The sequence below is a fragment of the Nocardia sp. alder85J genome, assembly GCF_020176955.2.
Taxonomy (GTDB): Bacteria; Actinomycetota; Actinomycetes; order Mycobacteriales; family Mycobacteriaceae; genus Nocardia.
This window is the reverse complement of record NZ_JAIUCZ020000001.1, coordinates 950,872-970,069: the sequence shown is the minus strand read 5'-3', so window position 1 is coordinate 970,069 and position 19,198 is coordinate 950,872. Positions and strand designations below refer to the sequence as shown.

The following is a 19,198-nucleotide window of genomic DNA, read 5'->3' as shown; positions in this document are numbered from 1 at the left end:
CCGCAGCCGGCGGATCGCGCCACCCGGCGGGCCGGGTCAGGGCAACAGCCGGTCCAGCAGACGGCCGACCTCGCGCATCGGCGCCGGATTCATGAAATCATAATGCGCACAGTCTATTCCGAAGACGCGCAGTTCGCCCTCGACGTGCCGCCGCCAGAATGTCCGGAAGGTGTCGGCGACCCCGTCGATCGGATCGCCGCCGGCGTCCACGGTCGCGGCGAATATCGTGGCGGCGCCGGAAAATACCGGCGCCCAGTAGTTCTCCAGCAATCGCACATTGTTGAGCGCCACCCGCCGCACCCGCTGAACCAGATCCTCCAGTTGCGGACTGTCGACATCGTGTCCGACGCGGTCGTTGATCCGCTCCTCGATTCGCTCCTCGGCGACGATCCCGCGACCACCGGTATCGACCTCGGATTCGAATTCGGGTGCGGCATCGATGATGCCGAGAAATTCGACGACATGACCGCGCCGCACCAGTTCGCAGGCCACCGCGTGCGCCGCCGTGCCGCCGTGCGACCAGCCCAGCAGCAGGAAAGGACCATGCTGCTGGCGGCCGAGAATACACTCCAGATAATCCTCGATCAGCGCCGGAAACGATGTCACCACCGAATCGCCGTCGATACCCCGGGATTGCACGGCGTACACGGGCCGATCGGCCAGGTACTCGCCGAGCCACTGATAACACCAGCCCAGGCCGCCACCGGGTGGCAGGCACCACAGCGGCTCCCGTGATCCGGTGTCCTTCAGCACCAGTATCCGATCGAAATCCGACTCCCGGCCGCCGTCGTCGAGGCGGGTCGCGAGTTCGGCCACCGTCGAGGCTTCCAGGACGGTCCGGATCGGTACCTCGGCACCCAGTTCCGACCGTATACGGCCGACCAGTCGTGCGGCCTGCAACGAATTTCCGCCGAGTTCGAAGAATCCGTCGTCGACACCGACCCGTTCGATCGCGAGCACCTCGGCGAACAATGCGGCAAGTCGCCGCTCGCGTTCGGTGCGGGCGGCCCGATATCCCGCCTCGGCGGCGAAAGCCGGTTCCGGCAGCGCCTTCCGATCCAGTTTTCCGCTCGGTGTCGTCGGCAACTGTTCGACAACCAGAATCGACGCGGGAACCAGGTATTCCGGCAATCGGGTGAGCAGGTAGGAGCGCAGCGCGCCGCCGCCGACGTCGTGGCCGCCGCCGGTGAGGACCGCGTAGCCGGCCAGCCGGGTGCCGGTGGCCCCGGATCGCGCGACCACCGCCGCTTCGGCCACCGCCGGATGCCGGACCAGTGCCCGTTCCACCTCGCCGGGCTCCACCCGGAACCCGCGGATCTTCACCTGATCGTCGACCCGGCCGAGGAACACCAGTTCACCGGTGGCGTTCCAGCGCACCAGATCCCCGGTCCGATACAGCCTGCCCCCGGGCCCGCCGAACGGGTCGGCCACGAACCGCGCGGCCGTGCCACCCGGTTGCCCGGCATAGCCGCGGGCCAGTTGCGCACCGCCGACATAGAGCTCACCGACCACACCGATCGGTACCGGCCGCAGCCCGGAATCCAGCGCGTGCAGCCGGGTGTTCCACACCGGCGCGCCGATCGGCACCACGAACCGATCGGCGGCGCCGCAGCGATGATCGGTGACCGCCACCGTCGTCTCGGTCGGGCCGTACAGATTGTGGACCTCGATACCCGGCAGCGACCGCGCCTCGGCCGCCAGATCCGGCGACAACGCCTCACCCACCGACAGGATCCGGCGCAGCGACCGCAGTTCGCCGGCGTCGGCCTGCCCCGCGAACACCGACAGCATCGACGGCACGAAATCGGTGACGGTCACGCCGTTCTCGGCGATGGTGCGCGCGAGGTACCTCGGATCCCGGTGGCCGTCCGGGCTCGCCAGCACCAGCGTGGCGCCCGCCGCCGGCGGCACGAGGAAACCCCACAGCGAGACGTCGAACACGGTCGCGGTCTTCTGCAGATAGACGTCGCCCGGCCCGATCCGGAAGTGCGCCAGCATCCATGCGATCTGATTGGCGATCGCGACGTGCGGGACCACGACTCCCTTCGGCCGGCCGGTCGATCCCGACGTGAACAGCACGTAGGCCGGGTGGTCCGGCCGCAGCGGGCCGGGCCGTTCCCCGTCGGCCCAGTCCCTATCCGGGAATTCGGACAGTGCGAGTCCGTCGATGTCGATCACGGGCACCCCGTCGACCACGACGGCGTCGATGGTCGTGCTCAGCACGAGCAGCGGACGGGCCGACGACACCATCGCCGCGACGCGCTGCGCGGGATGGCCGGGATCGATCGGCAGGTAGGCCGCACCCGCCTCCAGGATCGCGTACATCGCGACGACGAGATCGACCGAACGCCGAATCGCCAAGCCCACCACCGTTTCCGGCGCCACCCCCCGGGCCGTCAGCCAGCGCGCCAGTCGCAGCACCCGGCCCCGCAGGTCCGCGTAGGTGAGCCGGACATCCCCGGACACCACCGCGATCGCCGCCGGATGTGCGGCGGCGGCGCGGCGCAAGCGGTCCGGTAGCAGTCGCGACGTGGTGTCGTGGCCGGTGCTGTTCCACGCCGCCAGCAGTCGCCGCTCTCCGTCGGAAAGCAATGCGAGAGAATCGATCCCACGTTCCGGGGTGGCGAGCCCGCCGGCCAGTGCGGTGAGCAGGTGGCCGAGCAGGCGTTCGATCCGATCCGCGTCGAACAGTTCGGTCGCATACTCCGCGGAGAGCTCGAGACCGCCGTCGGGGCTGTCCGCCACATCCAGTGCGAGGTCGAAACGAGCGGAGTTCTCGAAGACATCGATCGTCTCCACGGCCGCGGCCCCGAGCGCCATGTCCCCGCCGCGGCCGCGAGCCGGTTGCAGGCTCAGGCTGATCTGGAACAGCGGATTGCGTCCGGGCACCCGCTCCGGCTGCAACGCGTCGACGATCAGGCCGAAGGGAATGTCCTGACGCTCGGTGGCGACGAGCACGGTGTCGTGACAGCGCCGCACGAGTTCCGCGAAACTCGGATCACCACCGGCATCGGTCCGCAGCACCACCGTGTTGGCGAAGAACCCCACCACCGGCTCGAACTCGGCGCGGGTGCGGCCGGAGAAGATCGATCCGAGGGTGAGATCCCGCTGCCCGGTGTACCGGTTCAGCACGATCAGCAGCGCGGCCTGCAACACGGCCAGGAACGACACCCGGCGGTCCCGGGCATAGCCACGGGCCGCCGCGGTCACCTCGTCCGGGAACCGGCGCAGCAGCGCGGCGCCGGCGCCGGTGTGCCGCAGCGACCGCGGCCGATCGACCGGGAATTCGACGGTCTGCACGCCTGCCAGCGCATCCCGCCAGTACTCCACCTGCCGCTTCGTCTCGGCCGCGTCGAACCGGCGGCGTTGCCACACCGCGTGATCGGCCGGCTGTACCCGCAGCTCGGGCAACTCGATCACCTCGCCACGGCAGGCCGCCTCGTACAGCGCGGACAGCTCCCCGGTCAGGATTCGCATCGACCAGCCGTCGGCGATGAGGTGGTGCACCACGAGTACCAGCACGTGGCGCTCCGGCGCCTGCCGCGCCACGGCGACGCGGAACAGCGACCCGGCCGCCGGATCGAAGGACCGTTCCACCTGCGCCGCGGCCCATTGCCGGACCCGCGCGCCGTCGACCTCGGCCACCGGCAGCGGGTGCGGCCGCGGCGGATCGATCACCTGCCGCGGCCGTCCGGCGACCTCGACGAATCGCGTCCGCAACGCCTCGTGCCGGACCACCAGCTCGTCCACCGCCCGCGCCAGCGCGGCGACCTCGAGCGGACCGGCCAGGCGCAGCGCGACCGACATGTGATAGGCCGACGACGCCGGGTCCATCCGATGCAGGAACCACAGACCCTCCTGCTGATGCGTGCACGGCAGCGACTCACCCCGCGCCACCGCGGTCACGCCGGCGGCGACGGGTGCGGCCTCGGCCGCGTCCAGCAGTGCCGCCAGCTCACCGAGCACCGGCGTCCCGAACAGCTGCCGGGGACCGAGCTCGATCCGCAACTGCTCACCGATACGGGCGATGAGCTGCGTCCCGTGCAACGAGTTGCCGCCGAGGGCGAAGAAATTGTCACCGGCGCCGACGTCGTCGACCCCCAGCAGCTCCCGCCAGGTCCGCGCGAGCCAGCGTTCGGTGTCGGTGCGCGGCGGAACATGTCCGGCGGCAACAGCTTCCGGGTCCGGTAGCGCGGCGGAGTCGAGTTTGCCGTTCGAGGTCAGCGGTAGCGCCGCGAGCACCACGAACACCGTGGGAACCATGTAGGCCGGCAGCCGGGCCGCCAGATGGTCGCGCAATCCCGCGGCATCGGGTTCGTCCCCGCCGGGGACCCCGGCCACATAGGCCGCCAGATAGGTGTCGTCGCGCAGCAGCACCGCACACTGCCGCACGGCCGGATGCCGGGCCAGCGCGTGCTCGATCTCGCCGAGCTCGATCCGGTAACCGCGCAGTTTCACCTGACGGTCGGCCCGGCCCAGGAATTCGACGACACCGTCGGAGCGCCACCGGCCTCGATCGCCGCTGGCGTACATGCGCTGCCCCGGCCGCGCCGCGAAGGGGTCCGGCAGGAACCGCGTCGCCGTCAGCGCCGATCGATTCGCATACCCCAGCGCGACTCCGCTTCCGGCGATGTACAACTCACCCGCCGCGCCGATCGGCACCGGCCGTAGCCGCTTGTCCAGCACGTAGATTCGATGACCGGGCAACGGCGTGCCGATCGGCACCGGACCGTCCAGCGGCGTTCCGGGCAGCCGATGGCTCGTGCAGATCACGGTGGTCTCGGTCGGGCCGTAGGCATTGTGGATCGCCAGACCGGGCCGGGCCCAGCGATCGGCCACCTCGGTGCTCAACACCGCGCCGGCGCAGAACAGCGCGCGCAACCGGCCGCCGGCCAGCCGCCGCGGATCCAGCACACCGAGAATCGCCGGCGGGACGTAGGCGACGGTGATCTGCTCCTCGCACAGCAGGTCGGTGAGCGCCGCCGGATCGGTGAAGGTGTCGTGTCCGGCGGCGACCAGGGTCGCGCCGGCCAGCAGCGTGGCGTAGCAGTCGAAGACGGTGACGTCGAACGCCGGGTTGGCGATCTGCGGAATCCGGTCGGCCGCCGTCAGTTCCAGCTGTTCGACGGCGTTGCGGCAGTAGGCGTACGCCGAACGATGGGAAACCAGCACCCCTTTCGGCGTACCGGTCGATCCGGAGGTGTACATCAGATACGCGCCGTCGTCCGGGAGCACATCGACTTCCGGTGGCGTATCCGGATATTCGACAGCACGGGCCCGCTGCGCGGGATCGTCGAGCCGCCACATAGGAACCGCCGGCGCCGCCGCGGCGAGGTCGGCGGTGGTCAGCAGCAATCCGGCCGCGGCATCCGCGAGCTGGAACTCCAGCCGGGCCACCGGATGCCGCGGATCCAGCGGCATCCACGCGGCCCCCGCCTTCATGATCGCCAGTTCGGCGACGAGCAACTCCGGCCCGCGTTCCACCAGCACGGCGATGATCCGGCCCGGCCCGATCCCGGCCGCACCGAGCATGTGCGCCAACCGATTCGAACGGCGCTCCAACTCCCCGTAGGTCAACTCGCTCCCGGAGCCGCCGCGGAACCGAACCGCGACCCGGCTCGGGTCGTGCCCGGCCGTCACCTGATACAGCAGTCCCGAGATGTCGACCGCCCCCGCGACGGCAGCGCGCATGGCTCGCGTATCTCACTTTCCCACCGGTCACACGAGCAGGCGGTACTCGGCTCCACCACCGGCCGGACGCGGCCGTTCCGACGCTATCGGGCGCGGCCCCGCCGGTGCTGTCACGTGAATCGAGGACGGACCCGCCGCACCGGCGGCCCGGCGCCGACTGGATATCGTGACCACATGATCGAACGGCTCGCATGGGTGACAACCCGGGACGCTCGGGGATTCGACGACGACGAACCGCTGGCCGTGGCGGCGCTGCGCCGCAACGGCGTCACGGTCGACGTGCTCGACTGGGACGACCCCCGGGTGGACTGGTCGCGTTTCGAACGCGTCGTCCTGCGATCGACCTGGGACTACCAGGACCGCCTGCCCGAATTCCTGACCTGGCTCGACCATGTCGACCAGGTCAGCGACCTGGTGAACACGCCGGCGGCCGTCCGCTGGAACCTCAGCAAGCAGTACCTCACCGAACTGGACTGCGCGGGCGTCCCGGTCACCCCGACCACCTTCGTCCACCCCGGCTCGACCGCCACCTTCCCCACCGGCGAATTCGTGGTGAAACCCGCCGTCGGGGCCGGCAGTCGCGACGCCGCCGCGTACGGGCCCGACCAGACCGCAGCCGCCGTCGAGCACATCACCCGGCTGCACGCCACCGGCCGCATCGCCCTGGTGCAGCCGCTCCTGAAATCCGTTGCCACGGAAGGTGAATGGCCACTGATCTTCTTCGGCGGCCGATTCAGCCACGCCGCCGTGAAGCGCGTCGAGCTACCACGCGCGCGCACGATCGACGACATGTTCGCCCCGGAGACCAACACCCCGCACACCGCCGCCGAGGCGCAGATCGAAACGGCCCAAGCCGCAGTCGATCTCGTCTCCCGCCGGGTCGGGACACCCACCTACGCCCGCGTCGACCTGGTCCGCGACGACACCGGCCGATTCTGCGTCCTCGAGGTCGAACTGATCGAACCGTCCCTGTTCCTGCCGTACGCCGGCCCGACCGCGACGGACAGATTCGTCGAAACCTTGACCGGCGCCACGCCGTGAGCGGGCCCTCCGCCGCACCCCGTGAGGCAGGTCCCGGATTCGCCTGCGCTACATCGTCGGCGGGAGGATCTCGGTGAAACTGCGACCGGTGACCGGCCGGCCGTCGATGGTCCCGGTCACCGAGCAGACGCCCTCCCACAATTGCGGCATGCGATAGGACGCCGGGGGTGTGAGCAGTTGCGCGGATTCCTGATTCGGTTGCCGGGCAGTGATGGTGAACGTCCCGCCGGGGACCGAGACCTGCCACCCGCTGGAATACGTCTTTCCGGTGTCCGGGCTGGTCCAGCTGCCCAACGCGTGCACCGCGAGTCCGGCCGGATCGAGTGGGACCGACCTGCCGCCGGGCCGGATGAGATTGCCCGCCGGATTCACTATCGGCCCACCGTGATCGCGGGTCAGATAGATCATGTACTGCCTGCCATCGGTCAACTGCACGGCGAACCAGTCCCACGACAGCCGGGCCATACCCCCGGGGTCCGGATCGAACCACTGGTGATCGGACCAACCGGCGCCGCTGACGGTGAAAGTCCGGCCGTCGTGACGCACGGTTCCGTTCATCCGGAGATCGGTCCACGAGTAGTAGGAGGTGCTGCCGACCGTCCCGTAGGGCCGAATCACGCCGTCTCGGCCTTCGAGCGCGGCCGGCTCGGCGCTACTGGTCTCGAGAGTGATGGCGTCGGCCCCGCTCTGCGAGGCGCCCCGGAGTTCGTAGGATCCGCCGACGCCGTGCACGCCCCAGTCTCCGTCATCGATCCGGAATCCACCACCCGGCAGCGCTGCTTCCGACGGCGCGGCGGCGTGCCCCTCGGAATAGTGCGCTCCGGTCGTCAGATCGGTCAGTTCGAAATCGGATACGGTGACACCGGCCACGCGCGAGAACGTCAGCAGGGTGCCGAATTCCTCGGTGTCACCGGTGGCGTCGGTACCGGTGAGATCACCGACGAAATACCACCATTCGACCGCGGAGGAATGTGGCCCCTCGTCTGCGGGCAGGGACAGCGGTGGCGCTTCGGCGGCGACGCGGGCGACCGGAATACCCCATGCCGCGACACCGGCGGTCACCATGACGAGCAACATCGACAAAGATCTGCGCATCGCTAGCCCGAACATGTCGGGGTTCGGGCGATCCGGCTGGTGTGACTCACGCTGGAATTTCCTCGGGGCAATCGGTGATCGAATGCGGGAATTACAGCTCCGGGCGACCGGCGCCGTCATCGTTCCCGGACAGACCTGGACAAAGCTGGACACCCCGACTGTGGCCGCACCGCATCCGAGGATCAGCCCGACGAGTGCCGGCGACTCGATGTGGTCTCGACACCGCGGTGAACCGATCGGTGTGGGTCCCGACGGCGGATAATCGGCCGGGAACAATCGTCACCCGCATTGCCGAGCAGTACCACGTCCTTCGGGAGGCCCCGCTCCGTGATCCGGTCCTCCGCCGACGCCCGCGGCTGCTCGAAGGCCCACTCCCGAGGAAGAGAGGATGCCGATGGCCACTCATCAGGCCGTGCAGGTGCAGTCCGCCGGTGAGGCACTGAAACTGGTCGACGCCGATACCGTGCCGCCGCCCCGCGACCACGTGCGTATCCAGGTCTCGGCGTGCGGGGTCTGCGGCACCGACCGGGCGTTCGTCGGCGGTGGGTTCCCGGGCATGTCCTGGCCGCTGACACCGGGTCACGAGATCGCCGGGACCATCGCCGAACTCGGCGCGGGTGTCGACGATCATGCCGTCGGCGACCGCGTCGCGGTGGGCTGGTTCGGCGGGAACTGCGCGAAATGCATTCCGTGCCGCACGGGCGACTTCATCCACTGCGCGAACATGCAGGTCCCCAGCTGGCACTATCCCGGCGGATATGCCGAGTCGGTGACCGTCCCGGTGACGGCGCTGGCGCGCATCCCGGACGGGCTGTCCCTGGCGGAGGCCGCGCCGATGGGATGCGCCGGCGTCACCACGTTCCACGCGCTGCGCGAGAGTCGCGCGACGCCCGGCGACCGCGTCGCGATCCTGGGGATCGGTGGGCTCGGCCACCTCGGTGTACAGTTCGCCCGCGCGATGGGCTTCGAGACGATCGCGATCGCCCGGGGAGCGGGTAAGGCGGAGGACGCGCGTGCCCTCGGCGCCCACCACTACATCGATTCGACCGCCGGTGATGTCGGCGAGGCGTTGCGCCGGCTCGGTGGCGCCGCCGTCGTCCTGGGCACGGCGGCCAGTTCCGCGGCCATGGGAGCGACGATCGGCGGGCTCGCACCGCGGGGCGAACTGATCACCATCGGCGTCACCGCGGATCCGCTGCCCATCAGCCCGATGCAGCTGATCGGGCCCGGACTCGCCGTCGTCGGTCACCCCTCGGGAACCGCGCGCGACATCGAGGACACCCTACACTTCGCCGTCCAATCCGGTGTGCGCGCCCGGGCACAGGAACTCCCGCTGGATCGGGCCGCCGAGGCGTACGCGGACATGGAGCAGGGTCGCGCCCGGTACCGCATGGTCCTCACCATCTGACCCGGCGGCCGTGCGGCTCAGGGGTGCGCCGACGCCTCCCGGGTCCGGGCCGGCCAGTCCGAGAGATTCCGCTTCGGCGACCGGATCACCGTGTTGTCACCGGTACCCGGGCACAACGCGTTCGCGACCCGTTGCCCGAACTGCCGGCGGGTGACGGGCGAAGGTCGTCGACACCTCATCGGCCCAGGTGCCGCCGCAGGGGCGAGCGGCGGTGACCTACACGCTGGCCGGCAGCCCGAGGTCCGTGACCGCGCGGACCACGACCTCCCGCAGGTAGCGGTGTTCCGGATCCTCGTCGTGCAGCGGATGCCACCACATCGCCTCCAGCAGCGGACCCACCGGAAAGGGGCAAGGCAGCGCGCGCACCCGCACCGACTCGGGAATGAGGTCGACGAGCAACTGCTGATAGAGCGCGACGCGGCCGGTGCCGGCGATCAGCGCCGGGACGGTCAGGAAGTTCTCGGTGACGACCTGCACGTGCGGTTCGATCCCGAGCAGGCGCATGTGCCGCGCCGCCGGGGTGGATGCCGTCGGCGAATGGTATGTGGCGACCCACGGCATCGTCTCGAGTTGACGCACCGTGAGTTCGTCGCCCACCTCGGCATTGTCGGCGGACACCAGGCACACCCATTCGTCCCGGTAGAGGTCGCGATACGACAGGTTGTCGAGGAAACCCCGGGGCATGAGCACCAGGTCGATACCGACGAGGACCTGCTCGACCATGTCGATCAATCGGGGCGTGTTGGCGGCCAGCCGCAGCCGGCAACCGGGCGCCTCGGCGGCCAGGATCGCGCCGATCCGGCTGCCGAGCACCGCGACGCTGTAATCGCTGACCAGCATGGAGAATTCGCGAGTGGTCGACGACGGGTCGAAGCCGGGCTCGGCGGCGAAGATCCGCTCGACCCCGCCGAGGGTGATCCGGAGCTGATCCCTGAGCTGGAGCGCGAGCGGGGTCAGCCGGTACTGGTTGCCCGTTCTGGCCAGCAGTTCGTCCTGGAAGTGCCGGCGCAGCCGGGCGGATACCGCGGGCTGGCTCAGGCCGAGTTTGGCGGCGGCGTTGGTCGCGCTGCGCTCCTGCAACAGGACGTCCAGGGATACGAGCAGGTTCAGGTCCAGGCGAACCAGGTTCACCCCGCGATTGTATCCAGGTGATGGATATCGCTGTCGAGTAGATCCGCCTGCACGATGTCCGGGGGCCGGTTACTCGGCGCGCGCCCGCCAGGGGCGGATGTCGTGCGCCGCCGGGCCCGCGACGATCCGGTTGCGGGTCTCACCCAGCAGTTCGACCTCGGTGCGCACCTCGTCGCCCGGTCGCAGCGGCGGGTGGAAGTCCAGGCCGTGCCGCCCCCACAGTTCGGCGAGGCAGCCGCCCTGGCAGGTGCCCGAGCCGAGCAGATCGCCGGGCCGGATCCAGGTGGCGCGGGAGGCGTAGGCGGCCAGCGCGCCGAAGCTCCACGCCATGTGGTGCAGCCAATCCTCGCCCAGCTGTTCACCGTTCACCGACACCCGCATGCGCAGATCGAAGGACGACCCGTGGCGGCGGGCGGCGAGTTCGTCCGCGGTGACGAACACGGTGCCCAGCGCGGTGGCGGTGTCCTTGCCCTTGGCCGGTCCGAGGCGCAGTCGCATCTCGTGGAATTGGACGTCCCGCGCCGAGAAGTCGTTGAGGATCACGTATCCCGCGATGTGCTCCTCGGCCTCGTCCACCGACAGGTCGCGTCCGGCACGCCCGACCACCGCCGCTACCTCCAGCTCGTAGTCGAACAGCCCGCAGTTCGGCGGAACCGGGATGTCGTCGCAGGGGCCGGTGATCGCGTACGGATTGGAGAAGTAGAAGGTCGGGATCTCCCAGAACTCCTCGGGCACACCGGCATTCGGATCGACCAGCTTCGCGATACCCGCGGTGTGCTCAGGGAAGGTCGAGAAGTCGCGCACCGTCGGCGGATCCAGGGGGGCCAGCCGGCGGGCCGCGCCGGCGGGGGTGACCGCGGTCCGTCGCCGCAGTGCGCTCTCACCCGTCTCGGCCAACAGCCCGTCCTCGGCCAGCAACTGCGGCAGTGGCAGATCGGTGGCGAGGTCGGCGAGGTCGCCCGCATCGTCGACGACGGCGGTCCGGGGACCGTTCGCAGTCATGTGCCGCGCGAATCTCACACCGTGCTCCTTTTCCGGTGGGCGTGTGCCGTCGCGGAGGCGAGGTCGGCGCTCTGCGCGCGAGGTCGCGGCACGGGCATCGTCGGCACGGGGACGCCGTTCACTATGACGCCTCGCACATGATCTGAGAAACAAATTTCCCTGATACCTCCGATCGACGGCATTGATGGGCGGCATCGACCGTCGATACTCGCTCGCCACTATCCATGTCATGGATACCGCGCATCAGCAGATTCGTATTCCCTGATGGCGTGCCGCTGGGGAGAGTGGTGTGCGTCTCAAGGAGGAACTGTGACCTACTTCTCTCCCGAAGCCCTGGATCCGAAGGATCCGGAGGGCGCCGTCGCGGCCGCCGCGAAGCGCTGCTCCAATTGGGGGCGCTGGGGTGCCGGCGATGTGCTGGGCACCCTGAACTTTCTCGACGACGACCACCGGCGCGCGGGCGCGGCGCTGGTTCGCCGGGGTGCGAGCTTCTCGCTGGCGCAGTCGTTCGACATGAACGGCCCGCAGCGCGGCTGGCGCCGGCGCACCAACCCGGTGCACACCATGCTGGACACCGGCGTCGACGCCGAGCGCGGCAATCAGGGCTTCCCGCACGGCATCGGCGGCGCCGACGACGTGATCTTCATGCCGTTGCAGGCCTCGACGCAATGGGACGGCCTGGGCCACATCTTCGACCACGGCTTCGCCTACAACGGCCGCCGCGCCGGCGACGTCGTCACCAGTGCGGGTGACGGCGTCACCGGTATCGAGACGACGGCCGGGCTGATCGCCGGCCGCGGCGTCCTGCTCGACGTCGGCCGCGCGATCGGCTCCGACGGTGAACTGCCCGACGGTTTCGCGATCACCGCCGCACATCTGGACGCCACCATCGCCGCCCAGGGCGACACCGCCCGCGTCGGTCGCGGCGATCTCGTGCTGGTTCGCACCGGGCAGCTGTCCCGGGCCCGGCGCGACGGCTGGGGCGAGTACGCCGGTGGCGCGGCACCCGGGCTGTCGTTCACCACCGCCGAGTGGCTGTACGGCACCGAGATCGCCGCAATCGCCACCGACACCTGGGGTTTCGAGGTGCGGCCGAACGAGTTCGAGAACGCCTTCCAGCCGCTGCACCAGGTCGCGATCCCGCACATCGGACTGTTCCTCGGCGAGATGTGGGATCTCGACGCCCTGGCCGCGGATTGCGCCGCCGACGGGGTTTACGAGTTCTGGCTCACCGCCGCTCCGCTGCCGGTCACCGGCGCGGTCGGCGCCCCGGTCGCCCCCATCGCCGTCAAATAGCTTTTCCGCCTTCACTTTTCCACACAATCGTTTCAGGACAAAGGAGTCCCCTGTGACTGCCGTCGACAAGGTTCTCGTGGTCGGCGCCGGCGTGGCCGGAACCGCCGCGGCGATCGCGCTCGCGACCGGTGGGGTCGACGTCGAGCTGATCGAGTCGAACACCGACGTGACCGCGATCGGATCGGGAATCACCTTGCAGGGCAACGCCCTGCGCGAACTGCGCACGCTCGGCGTCTGGCCCGAGGTGTCCGCGCACGGATACGCCTTCGACAGCCTCGGCCTGCGGGCACCGGACCCGGCGGGCACGCTGCTGGTCGAACTGCCCGACGACCGGACCGGCGGCCCGGACCTGCCCGCGACCCTCGGCATGCCGCGACCGGCGCTGGCCCGCATCCTGCACGACCGCGCCGCCGCCGTCGGCGTCGCCGTCCGATTCGGCTGCACCGCAACGACACTCACCCAGGACGGCGACGGTGTCGACGTCACCTTCACCGACGGCGCCACCGGCCGATACGATCTGGTGATCGGCGCGGACGGCCTCCGCTCGACGACCCGGCGACTGGTCGGCATCGACCTGGAACCCCGGGAGACCGGGATGGGTATCTGGCGGACGTTCGGACCCCGCCCGGCCTCGGTGACCCGCACCGACCTCTACTACGGCGGCCCCAGCTACATCGCCGGATACTGCCCCACCGGGGAGAATTCGCTCTACGCCTACATCGTCGACAAGGCCACGGACCGTAGCGGATCGGACCCCGGGCAGCGCCTGGCGATCATGCGCGAGCTGTCGGCGCCCTATCACGGTCCGTGGGACGACATCCGCGACACCCTCACCGACCCGGACACGGTGCACTACACCCGCTTCGAAACCCATGTGCTGCCCCCGCCGTGGAATCGCGGCCGCGTGGTCCTGATCGGCGACGCCGCCCACTCCTGCCCGCCGACCCTCGCCCAGGGCGGCGCGCAGGCCCTCGAGGACGCCGCGGTCCTCAGCGAATTGCTGCTGGCGGCAACCACTCTCGACAACCGACTGTGGTCGGCGTTCACCGCCCGCCGCTTCCTGCGAGCCAAGGCCGTGGTGGACGCCTCCAACCAGCTCGGCCGCTGGTTGCTCGACCACGAACCCGGTGACGTGCCGGGCCTGATGGCCGGTGTCGCCATCGTCTGCACCCCACCCGCCTGATCCGCTCGCGACATCCGCTCGCGCACCGAGGAGTACATCATGCCCGAACTCGCCACCCCGACCCCGTACACCACCGAACGGCTCATCACCCATCTGCGGCACGTCGACCTGGCCGTGCCCGACCTCGGCCGTCAGCTCGACTTCTTCACCGGCACCTGGGGTCTGGTCTCCGAACACACCGACACGGGGATCGCCTTCCTGGCGGCCGCCGGGTCACCCGAGCAGTACGTGGTGCGGGTGCGGCAGTCCGAGGACAAGCGCATCGACCTGATCGCCTTCGGCGCCGCCACCCCCGCCGACGTGGACACCCTCGCGGCCCGGCTGGCCACCGACGGCGTCCGCCTGATCAGCGAACCGGGCACGCTCACCACCCCCGGCGGCGGCTACGGCTTCCGGTTCTTCGACAACGAGGGCCGCACCGTCGAGGTCAGCGCCGATGTCGCGATCCGCGCGCACCGCCCCGTGGAAGCGGGCGAGTCGATTCCGGTGCGGCTGTCCCACGTGGTCATCAACTCGCCGGCGCCCGAGCAGACCCGCGCGTTCTACGAACGCCACCTCGGCTTCCGGCTCTCCGACATCCTCATGCACCCGCACATGGGCGAGATGATGTACTTCCTGCGCATCAACGCCTGGCACCACAGCCTGGCCATCGCCCGCGGCCCGCACGCCTCGCTGCACCACGCCTCCTTCGAGATGCGCGGCATCGACGAATACATGCGCGGCACCGGCCGCGCGCTGCGCGCCGGCGTGGAGAAGGTCTGGGGCCCGGGCCGGCACCTGGCCGGCGACAACACCTTCAGCTACTTCCTCGACCCGCACGGCAACACCGTCGAATACACCACCGAACTCGAACTCGTCGACGAGGACACCTGGCATCCCCACCTGCACGACTTCTCCGCGCCGGAGGTCAGCGACCAGTGGGGCACCGCCAACGCGATGAACGAATTCGTCGCCCGCCAGTCGTTCAACGACCCCGACAAGGGTCTGTTCATCGCCCCGCCGGTGTAAGTCATGACAGCACAGGCACTGTCGGGAAGCCCATGGCAGCTCACCGGGAAGGTGGTGGTCGTGACCGGCGCCGGGCGCGGCATGGGCGCGGCCGAGGCGCGATTGCTGCGCGACCACGGCGCCGCGGTCGTCGCCGTCGACCGCACCCCCGAACCGGCCGAGCCGCTCGACGGGATCGACTACCGGCAGCTGGATGTCACCGACGAGGCGGGCTGGGCCACCCTGGCCGCCGGACTCGCCGGCACTCACGGCCGGGTGAACGGACTGGTCGCCAACGCGGGCATCACCTGGCGAGCCCGGCTGGGCGAGCTGCGGGCCGAGGATCTGGACCGGGTGCACGCGGTGAACGTGCGCGGCACCCTGCTGGCTGTCCAGGCCGTCGCACCGCTCATGCGAGGAACCGGCGGCTCGATCGTGGTGGTCGGCTCGGCCGCCGCGCTGACCGGCCACTTCCCGCTCGCCTACACCGCCAGCAAGTGGGCGCTGCGGGGCCTGGCCAAGACCGCCTGTCTGGAGCTGGGTCCGCACGGCATCTGCGTCAACACCGTGCACCCCGGTTACATCGACACCGCCATGACCCGATCGGCCGACCCGGCGTTCCGGGCCGCCAACATCGCCGAGACACCGCTGGGCCGCGGCGGCACGCCCGCGGAGGTGGCGCCACTGGTCGCGTTCCTGCTCGGTGACGCCGCGTCGTTCATCTCCGGCGCGGAGATCCCCGTCGACGGCGGGATGACCGCGCACGGCGGCGTCAAATCCGTCAGCGACGCGCTGCGCGGATCGTAACGCCCCCTTCACTTCTCCCACCGAAAGGAATACCGATGTTCGAATACTTCCCCGGGAACTACGTCTGGAATCTCAGCGTCGTCGCCACTCTCAACAGCGGCGGGACCATCGACGAGATCGACCGCGCCTGCCGGCCGATCCGCGAGGCCGCCACCCGCGGCGAGGACGCGGGGACAGTGGATTTCCTGCGCGCCTGGACCGATCTCACCGACCTGCTCGTCGCCCAGGCCGAGGCGGCGGAGAAGGCCGGGCACCACCGCACCGCAGGGCAGTTGTATCGCCGCGCCACCAACTACCTGTGCCAGGCCGAGCGCATGCAGAGTGCCTCGGCCCCGCAGCGACTCGACACCTACCGTCGCGTACTCGCGTTGCAGCAGAAGGCATTCGACAACGACGACCCGCGCACCAGCCGAGTCGAGATCCCCTTCGAGGGGACCACGCTGCCGGGCTATTTCACCCAGGCGCCCGCCGCCGACCACGCCCCCGCGCCGGTGATGATCCTGTGGAACGGCCTGGACAGCACCAAGGAACACGGCTACGCCGCCGGTGTCCAGGACGAGCTCGCCGCGCGCGGCATCTCGACCCTCATCGTCGACACCCCCGGCAGCGGTGAGGCGCTGCGGCTGCGCGGGCTGACCGCGCGGATCGAGACCGAGGGCTGGGCCACCGCCTGCGTCGACTACCTCGAGACCCGCGACGATGTCGACGCCACGCGGATCGGCCTGGCCGGATGGTCACTGGGCGGCTACTACGCACCCCGCGCCGCCGCCTTCGAGAAGCGCCTGGCCCTGGTCGTCGCCTGGGGCGCCAACCACAACTGGGGCGCCGTGCAACGCCGCCGCCTCGAACGCGAGGGTGAACGTCCCGTGCCGCACTACTGGGAACACGTGCGGTGGGTCTGGGGATTCGACGATCTGGACGCCTTCATCGCCTACGCCGACGGCGTCCACCTCGACGGTGTCGTCGAGCAGATCACCGTCCCGTTCCTGATCTGCCACGGCGAAGGAGACCGGCAGATCCCGGTCGAATACGCCCACCGCTCCTACGATCAGGCGGTCAACAGCCCGAAACGGGAGCTGCGGATCTTCACCGCCGAAGAAGGCGGCACCGAACACATCGGCCTGGACCACCTCCCCCACGTCCGGGACTTCATCGCCGACTGGGTCGCGGACACGTTCACCGACCTCGGCACGGCACACTGAGCGACCATTCGACCCGATTTTCTCGACGAGGAGAAAAGTTGTGAATGCCCCTGTGACACGGCGTGGCCGAGTGGCCGTCGTCGGCGCGGGCCCGGCCGGCATGGCCACCGAGGACGGCTACTCCGACTCCCCGGGACCATTCCGAGGTCCCGGGGCCCGCGTTCAGTGCGGATCGCCGGTCGCGCGCCCACCGCGTCTCCCGGGGCGCGCCACCCGACTCCCCCACTGCGTCAACCGCTTCCAGCCGCGGCGGCTACCGTTCTCGGCCGTGGTCGCGGTCTGCGGCGGCCGGGAGGCGGTGTCCGGTGCCGGAGTGACGTCCGGAGCGAGGCCGGCTTCCGGCTTCCGGGAGACAGGGTCTGCGGAAGCGTCGGTATCCGCAATCGCAGACACCTCGTCCGGCGAGAGCACGGCATCCGGCGACGGCGAGTCCGGGTCGGGCGACGGGGAGGCCGTGCCCGGCGAGGAGACGGTGACATCCTGCGTCCCGGCGCTCGGTGCGGTCTCGTCGTCGTGGACATCGAGCAACGCCCAGACGGCCGCACGTTCCGCGGCGAGGTCGACCGGTTCACCGGCGAGGGTGTCCACCAGCGGCTGTAGGGGCCACCGGTGCAGCGTCCCGTAGCGGGCGGAGTACACCCCCACCTCGGTCAGCCGGTACCGGTCCGCGGTGTCGAACAGGGCACAGCCGAGCACCTGGTAGATGTCGTTGCGCGGCAACGAATCCGAGCGCAGGCCCGATTTCTTGTTCCGGCTTCCCAACCGGGTCCGCAACTCGATCAACGTGCCGTCGACGACGATGTCCGCCTCGGCGGCACACAGCCGCGACGCCTCGAACGCCGCACCCGGCACCACCTCGTCGTGCTCGGCGGTGAGGATGCCGGCCAGCCCGGTGGCCGCCGCCGTGTACAGCGACGACACCAGCTCGACCACGTCGTCCGGCGCCAGCGCCAGCAACGACGCGGTGGTGAAGTCACCGCTGCGGATCAGCTCGGCCGGCGCCGATCCCACCACGAGCAGTGGGTTGCGGTACAGCTCGGTCGTGAGAGCCAGCGCCCAGCACGCCCGGACCGCCACGGTCGGCGCCTCCCCGCTCGCCGCGGAATGCACGGCGGCGACGGCCGCCGCCGCCACGTCGTACACCGTGGCAACATGCTCGGGCACCTCCGCGATGGACGCGGCCGCGGCCGCCACCCGCGGACGATATCCGGCATCGAGACGGAATCGCAGCAGGAAATCGAATGCGGCGCCGACGGTTCCGGCGTTCGCGGTGACAGTGTCCACCACCAGCGGTCCCGAAGCTTGCCGGTAGCCGTCCTGCACCGGTCGCACGTTCGGGAACCGGCGATGGAAGTACTCGCGCAACGGGCTGTCAGGGTCCTCGATGGCGTGGGTCAGATTCCGATACCGATAGCTCACGCCCACGACTGTGTCAGAGCAACCGGCGTTTCGCCCAGCGATGTCGTCGTCGAATTGACGCGCGGACCCCGGCGACACGACCGTTCCGGACCGGAACATCGTGGCCGCGAACCGATTTCAGAACTCGGTGCCGCCGTCGATATTGACGACCGCTCCACTGAGATAGCCGGCGCGGGGTGAGAGCAGGAATGCGAACAGCTCGCCGACCTCGTCGGGCCGGCCCGGGCGGCCCAGCGCCACATTCATGTGCCACTGCTCCGTCATCAGGTCCTCGAGCAGGCCGTCCGGAGGCACGCCGCGGTCGCGGGCCAATTGCGCGCGCAGCGCGGCGAGCGAGCCCGTCTCGATCACTCCGGGGCAGACGCAATTGGCGCGGACACCCACGGGGCCGTACTCGCGGGCGATCGTCTTGGTGAACGCGGCGACACCCGATTTCAGCGTGACGTACGGCAGCCGGGCCGGATGGTAGGAGCGGATCGAGTAGGCGGCCGTGGTGACGATCGTGGCGTCGCCGGTGGCCACCAGATGTGGCAGCGCCGCGCGCACCACCCGCACGGTGCCCATCAGGATGTCCTCGAAGGCGGCCGACCAGTCGGCGTCGGTGGCGTTGCGGGAATCCCGGTGCGCCTCCAGGCCGGTGCCGGTGGTGACGGCGAGGCCGGACAGACCGCCGAGCAGGTCCACCGCCTCGTTCACCATCCGGGTGGCGGCATGCTCGCCGGAGACGTCGCCGACCACCGCCGAGACCTTCGTATCATGCTGCGCAGCCAGTTCTTTCACGGCGGCTTCGGCGCGCTCGCGGTTGCGGCCGGCCACGGCGATCCGGGCGCCGTCGGCGGCCAGCGCGTGCGCGGTGGCCAGTCCCATTCCGGCCGTGCCACCGACGATGAGATAGCCGCGATCGCGTACTCGCAGATCCACGTCGACCCCCGTGCC

13 protein-coding genes are annotated in these 19,198 nt (G+C 70.1%); 7 read left to right on the top strand and 6 right to left on the bottom strand.

Annotated features, from left to right (window positions below):
* Positions 1-36 precede the first annotated feature (36 nt).
* The gene (locus LBW94_RS04525) at positions 37-5,691 is read right to left on the bottom strand and encodes a non-ribosomal peptide synthetase (protein WP_225061737.1); all 5,655 of its coding nucleotides are present in this window, start codon (positions 5,689-5,691) and stop codon (positions 37-39) included.
* A gap of 174 nt (positions 5,692-5,865) precedes the next feature.
* Between LBW94_RS04525 and LBW94_RS04520 the strand changes: the two genes are divergently transcribed.
* Positions 5,866-6,732 (top strand): ATP-grasp domain-containing protein, encoded by an 867-nt coding sequence (locus LBW94_RS04520; protein ID WP_225061736.1) that lies wholly within the window; start codon positions 5,866-5,868, stop codon positions 6,730-6,732.
* 48 nt (positions 6,733-6,780) lie between these two features.
* Here LBW94_RS04520 and LBW94_RS04515 read toward each other — a convergent pair whose 3' ends face one another.
* Positions 6,781-7,827, bottom strand: coding sequence for a lipocalin family protein (locus LBW94_RS04515; protein WP_225061735.1), 1,047 nt, complete (start codon positions 7,825-7,827; stop codon positions 6,781-6,783).
* A gap of 394 nt (positions 7,828-8,221) precedes the next feature.
* On the opposite strand from LBW94_RS04515, the gene LBW94_RS04510 reads away from it, so the two are divergent.
* Positions 8,222-9,235, top strand: a complete 1,014-nt coding sequence (locus LBW94_RS04510) for an alcohol dehydrogenase catalytic domain-containing protein (protein ID WP_225061734.1) — start codon at positions 8,222-8,224, stop codon at positions 9,233-9,235.
* Positions 9,236-9,451: 216 nt separating this feature from the next.
* On the opposite strand, the gene LBW94_RS04505 is transcribed toward LBW94_RS04510, so the two are convergent.
* A complete protein-coding gene (locus LBW94_RS04505) occupies positions 9,452-10,366 on the bottom strand; it encodes a LysR family transcriptional regulator (protein ID WP_225061733.1) in 915 nt (304 codons plus the stop codon).
* A gap of 69 nt (positions 10,367-10,435) precedes the next feature.
* Complete coding sequence (locus tag LBW94_RS04500; RefSeq protein WP_225061732.1) at positions 10,436-11,368, bottom strand: fumarylacetoacetate hydrolase family protein; 933 nt, start codon at positions 11,366-11,368, stop codon at positions 10,436-10,438.
* Between the two features lie 309 nt (positions 11,369-11,677).
* On the opposite strand from LBW94_RS04500, the gene LBW94_RS04495 reads away from it, so the two are divergent.
* Genes LBW94_RS04495 through LBW94_RS04475 form a run of 5 tightly spaced genes read left to right on the top strand, consistent with a single transcriptional unit; the run spans position 11,678 to position 16,843 of the window.
* Positions 11,678-12,664 carry a cyclase family protein gene (locus LBW94_RS04495; protein WP_225061731.1) on the top strand — a complete coding sequence of 329 codons (987 nt, stop codon included), beginning with the start codon at positions 11,678-11,680 and terminating at the stop codon, positions 12,662-12,664.
* Between the two features lie 52 nt (positions 12,665-12,716).
* A complete protein-coding gene (locus LBW94_RS04490; protein ID WP_225061730.1) occupies positions 12,717-13,847 on the top strand; it encodes an FAD-dependent monooxygenase in 1,131 nt (376 codons plus the stop codon).
* 39 nt (positions 13,848-13,886) lie between these two features.
* Positions 13,887-14,855 (top strand): VOC family protein, encoded by a 969-nt coding sequence (locus tag LBW94_RS04485; protein ID WP_225061729.1) that lies wholly within the window; start codon positions 13,887-13,889, stop codon positions 14,853-14,855.
* Between the two features lie 3 nt (positions 14,856-14,858).
* Positions 14,859-15,641 carry an SDR family NAD(P)-dependent oxidoreductase gene (locus LBW94_RS04480; RefSeq protein ID WP_225061728.1) on the top strand — a complete coding sequence of 261 codons (783 nt, stop codon included), beginning with the start codon at positions 14,859-14,861 and terminating at the stop codon, positions 15,639-15,641.
* 35 nt (positions 15,642-15,676) lie between these two features.
* Positions 15,677-16,843: an alpha/beta hydrolase family protein gene (locus tag LBW94_RS04475; protein ID WP_225061727.1), complete on the top strand. Its 1,167-nt coding sequence runs from the start codon at positions 15,677-15,679 to the stop codon at positions 16,841-16,843.
* 162 nt (positions 16,844-17,005) lie between these two features.
* Here LBW94_RS04475 and LBW94_RS04470 read toward each other — a convergent pair whose 3' ends face one another.
* Together LBW94_RS04470 and LBW94_RS04465 are read right to left on the bottom strand one after the other, a co-directional pair.
* Entirely contained in the window at positions 17,006-18,262 is a 1,257-nt protein-coding gene (locus LBW94_RS04470) for a hypothetical protein (RefSeq protein WP_225061726.1), read from the bottom strand.
* Positions 18,263-18,379: 117 nt separating this feature from the next.
* Positions 18,380-19,183 (bottom strand): SDR family oxidoreductase, encoded by an 804-nt coding sequence (locus LBW94_RS04465; protein WP_225061725.1) that lies wholly within the window; start codon positions 19,181-19,183, stop codon positions 18,380-18,382.
* Between the last annotated feature and the right edge of the window lie 15 nt (positions 19,184-19,198).

Bases quoted from the DNA above. Each gene is read 5' to 3' on its own strand.
- LBW94_RS04525 (WP_225061737.1), bottom strand. From the start codon at position 5,691: ATGCGCGCTGCCGTCGCGGGGGCGGTCGACATCTCGGGACTGCTGTAT.
- LBW94_RS04520 (WP_225061736.1), top strand. From the start codon at position 5,866: ATGATCGAACGGCTCGCATGGGTGACAACCCGGGACGCTCGGGGATTC.
- LBW94_RS04515 (WP_225061735.1), bottom strand. From the start codon at position 7,827: ATGCGCAGATCTTTGTCGATGTTGCTCGTCATGGTGACCGCCGGTGTC.
- LBW94_RS04510 (WP_225061734.1), top strand. From the start codon at position 8,222: ATGGCCACTCATCAGGCCGTGCAGGTGCAGTCCGCCGGTGAGGCACTG.
- LBW94_RS04500 (WP_225061732.1), bottom strand. From the start codon at position 11,368: ATGACTGCGAACGGTCCCCGGACCGCCGTCGTCGACGATGCGGGCGAC.
- LBW94_RS04485 (WP_225061729.1), top strand. From the start codon at position 13,887: ATGCCCGAACTCGCCACCCCGACCCCGTACACCACCGAACGGCTCATC.
- LBW94_RS04480 (WP_225061728.1), top strand. From the start codon at position 14,859: ATGACAGCACAGGCACTGTCGGGAAGCCCATGGCAGCTCACCGGGAAG.
- LBW94_RS04475 (WP_225061727.1), top strand. From the start codon at position 15,677: ATGTTCGAATACTTCCCCGGGAACTACGTCTGGAATCTCAGCGTCGTC.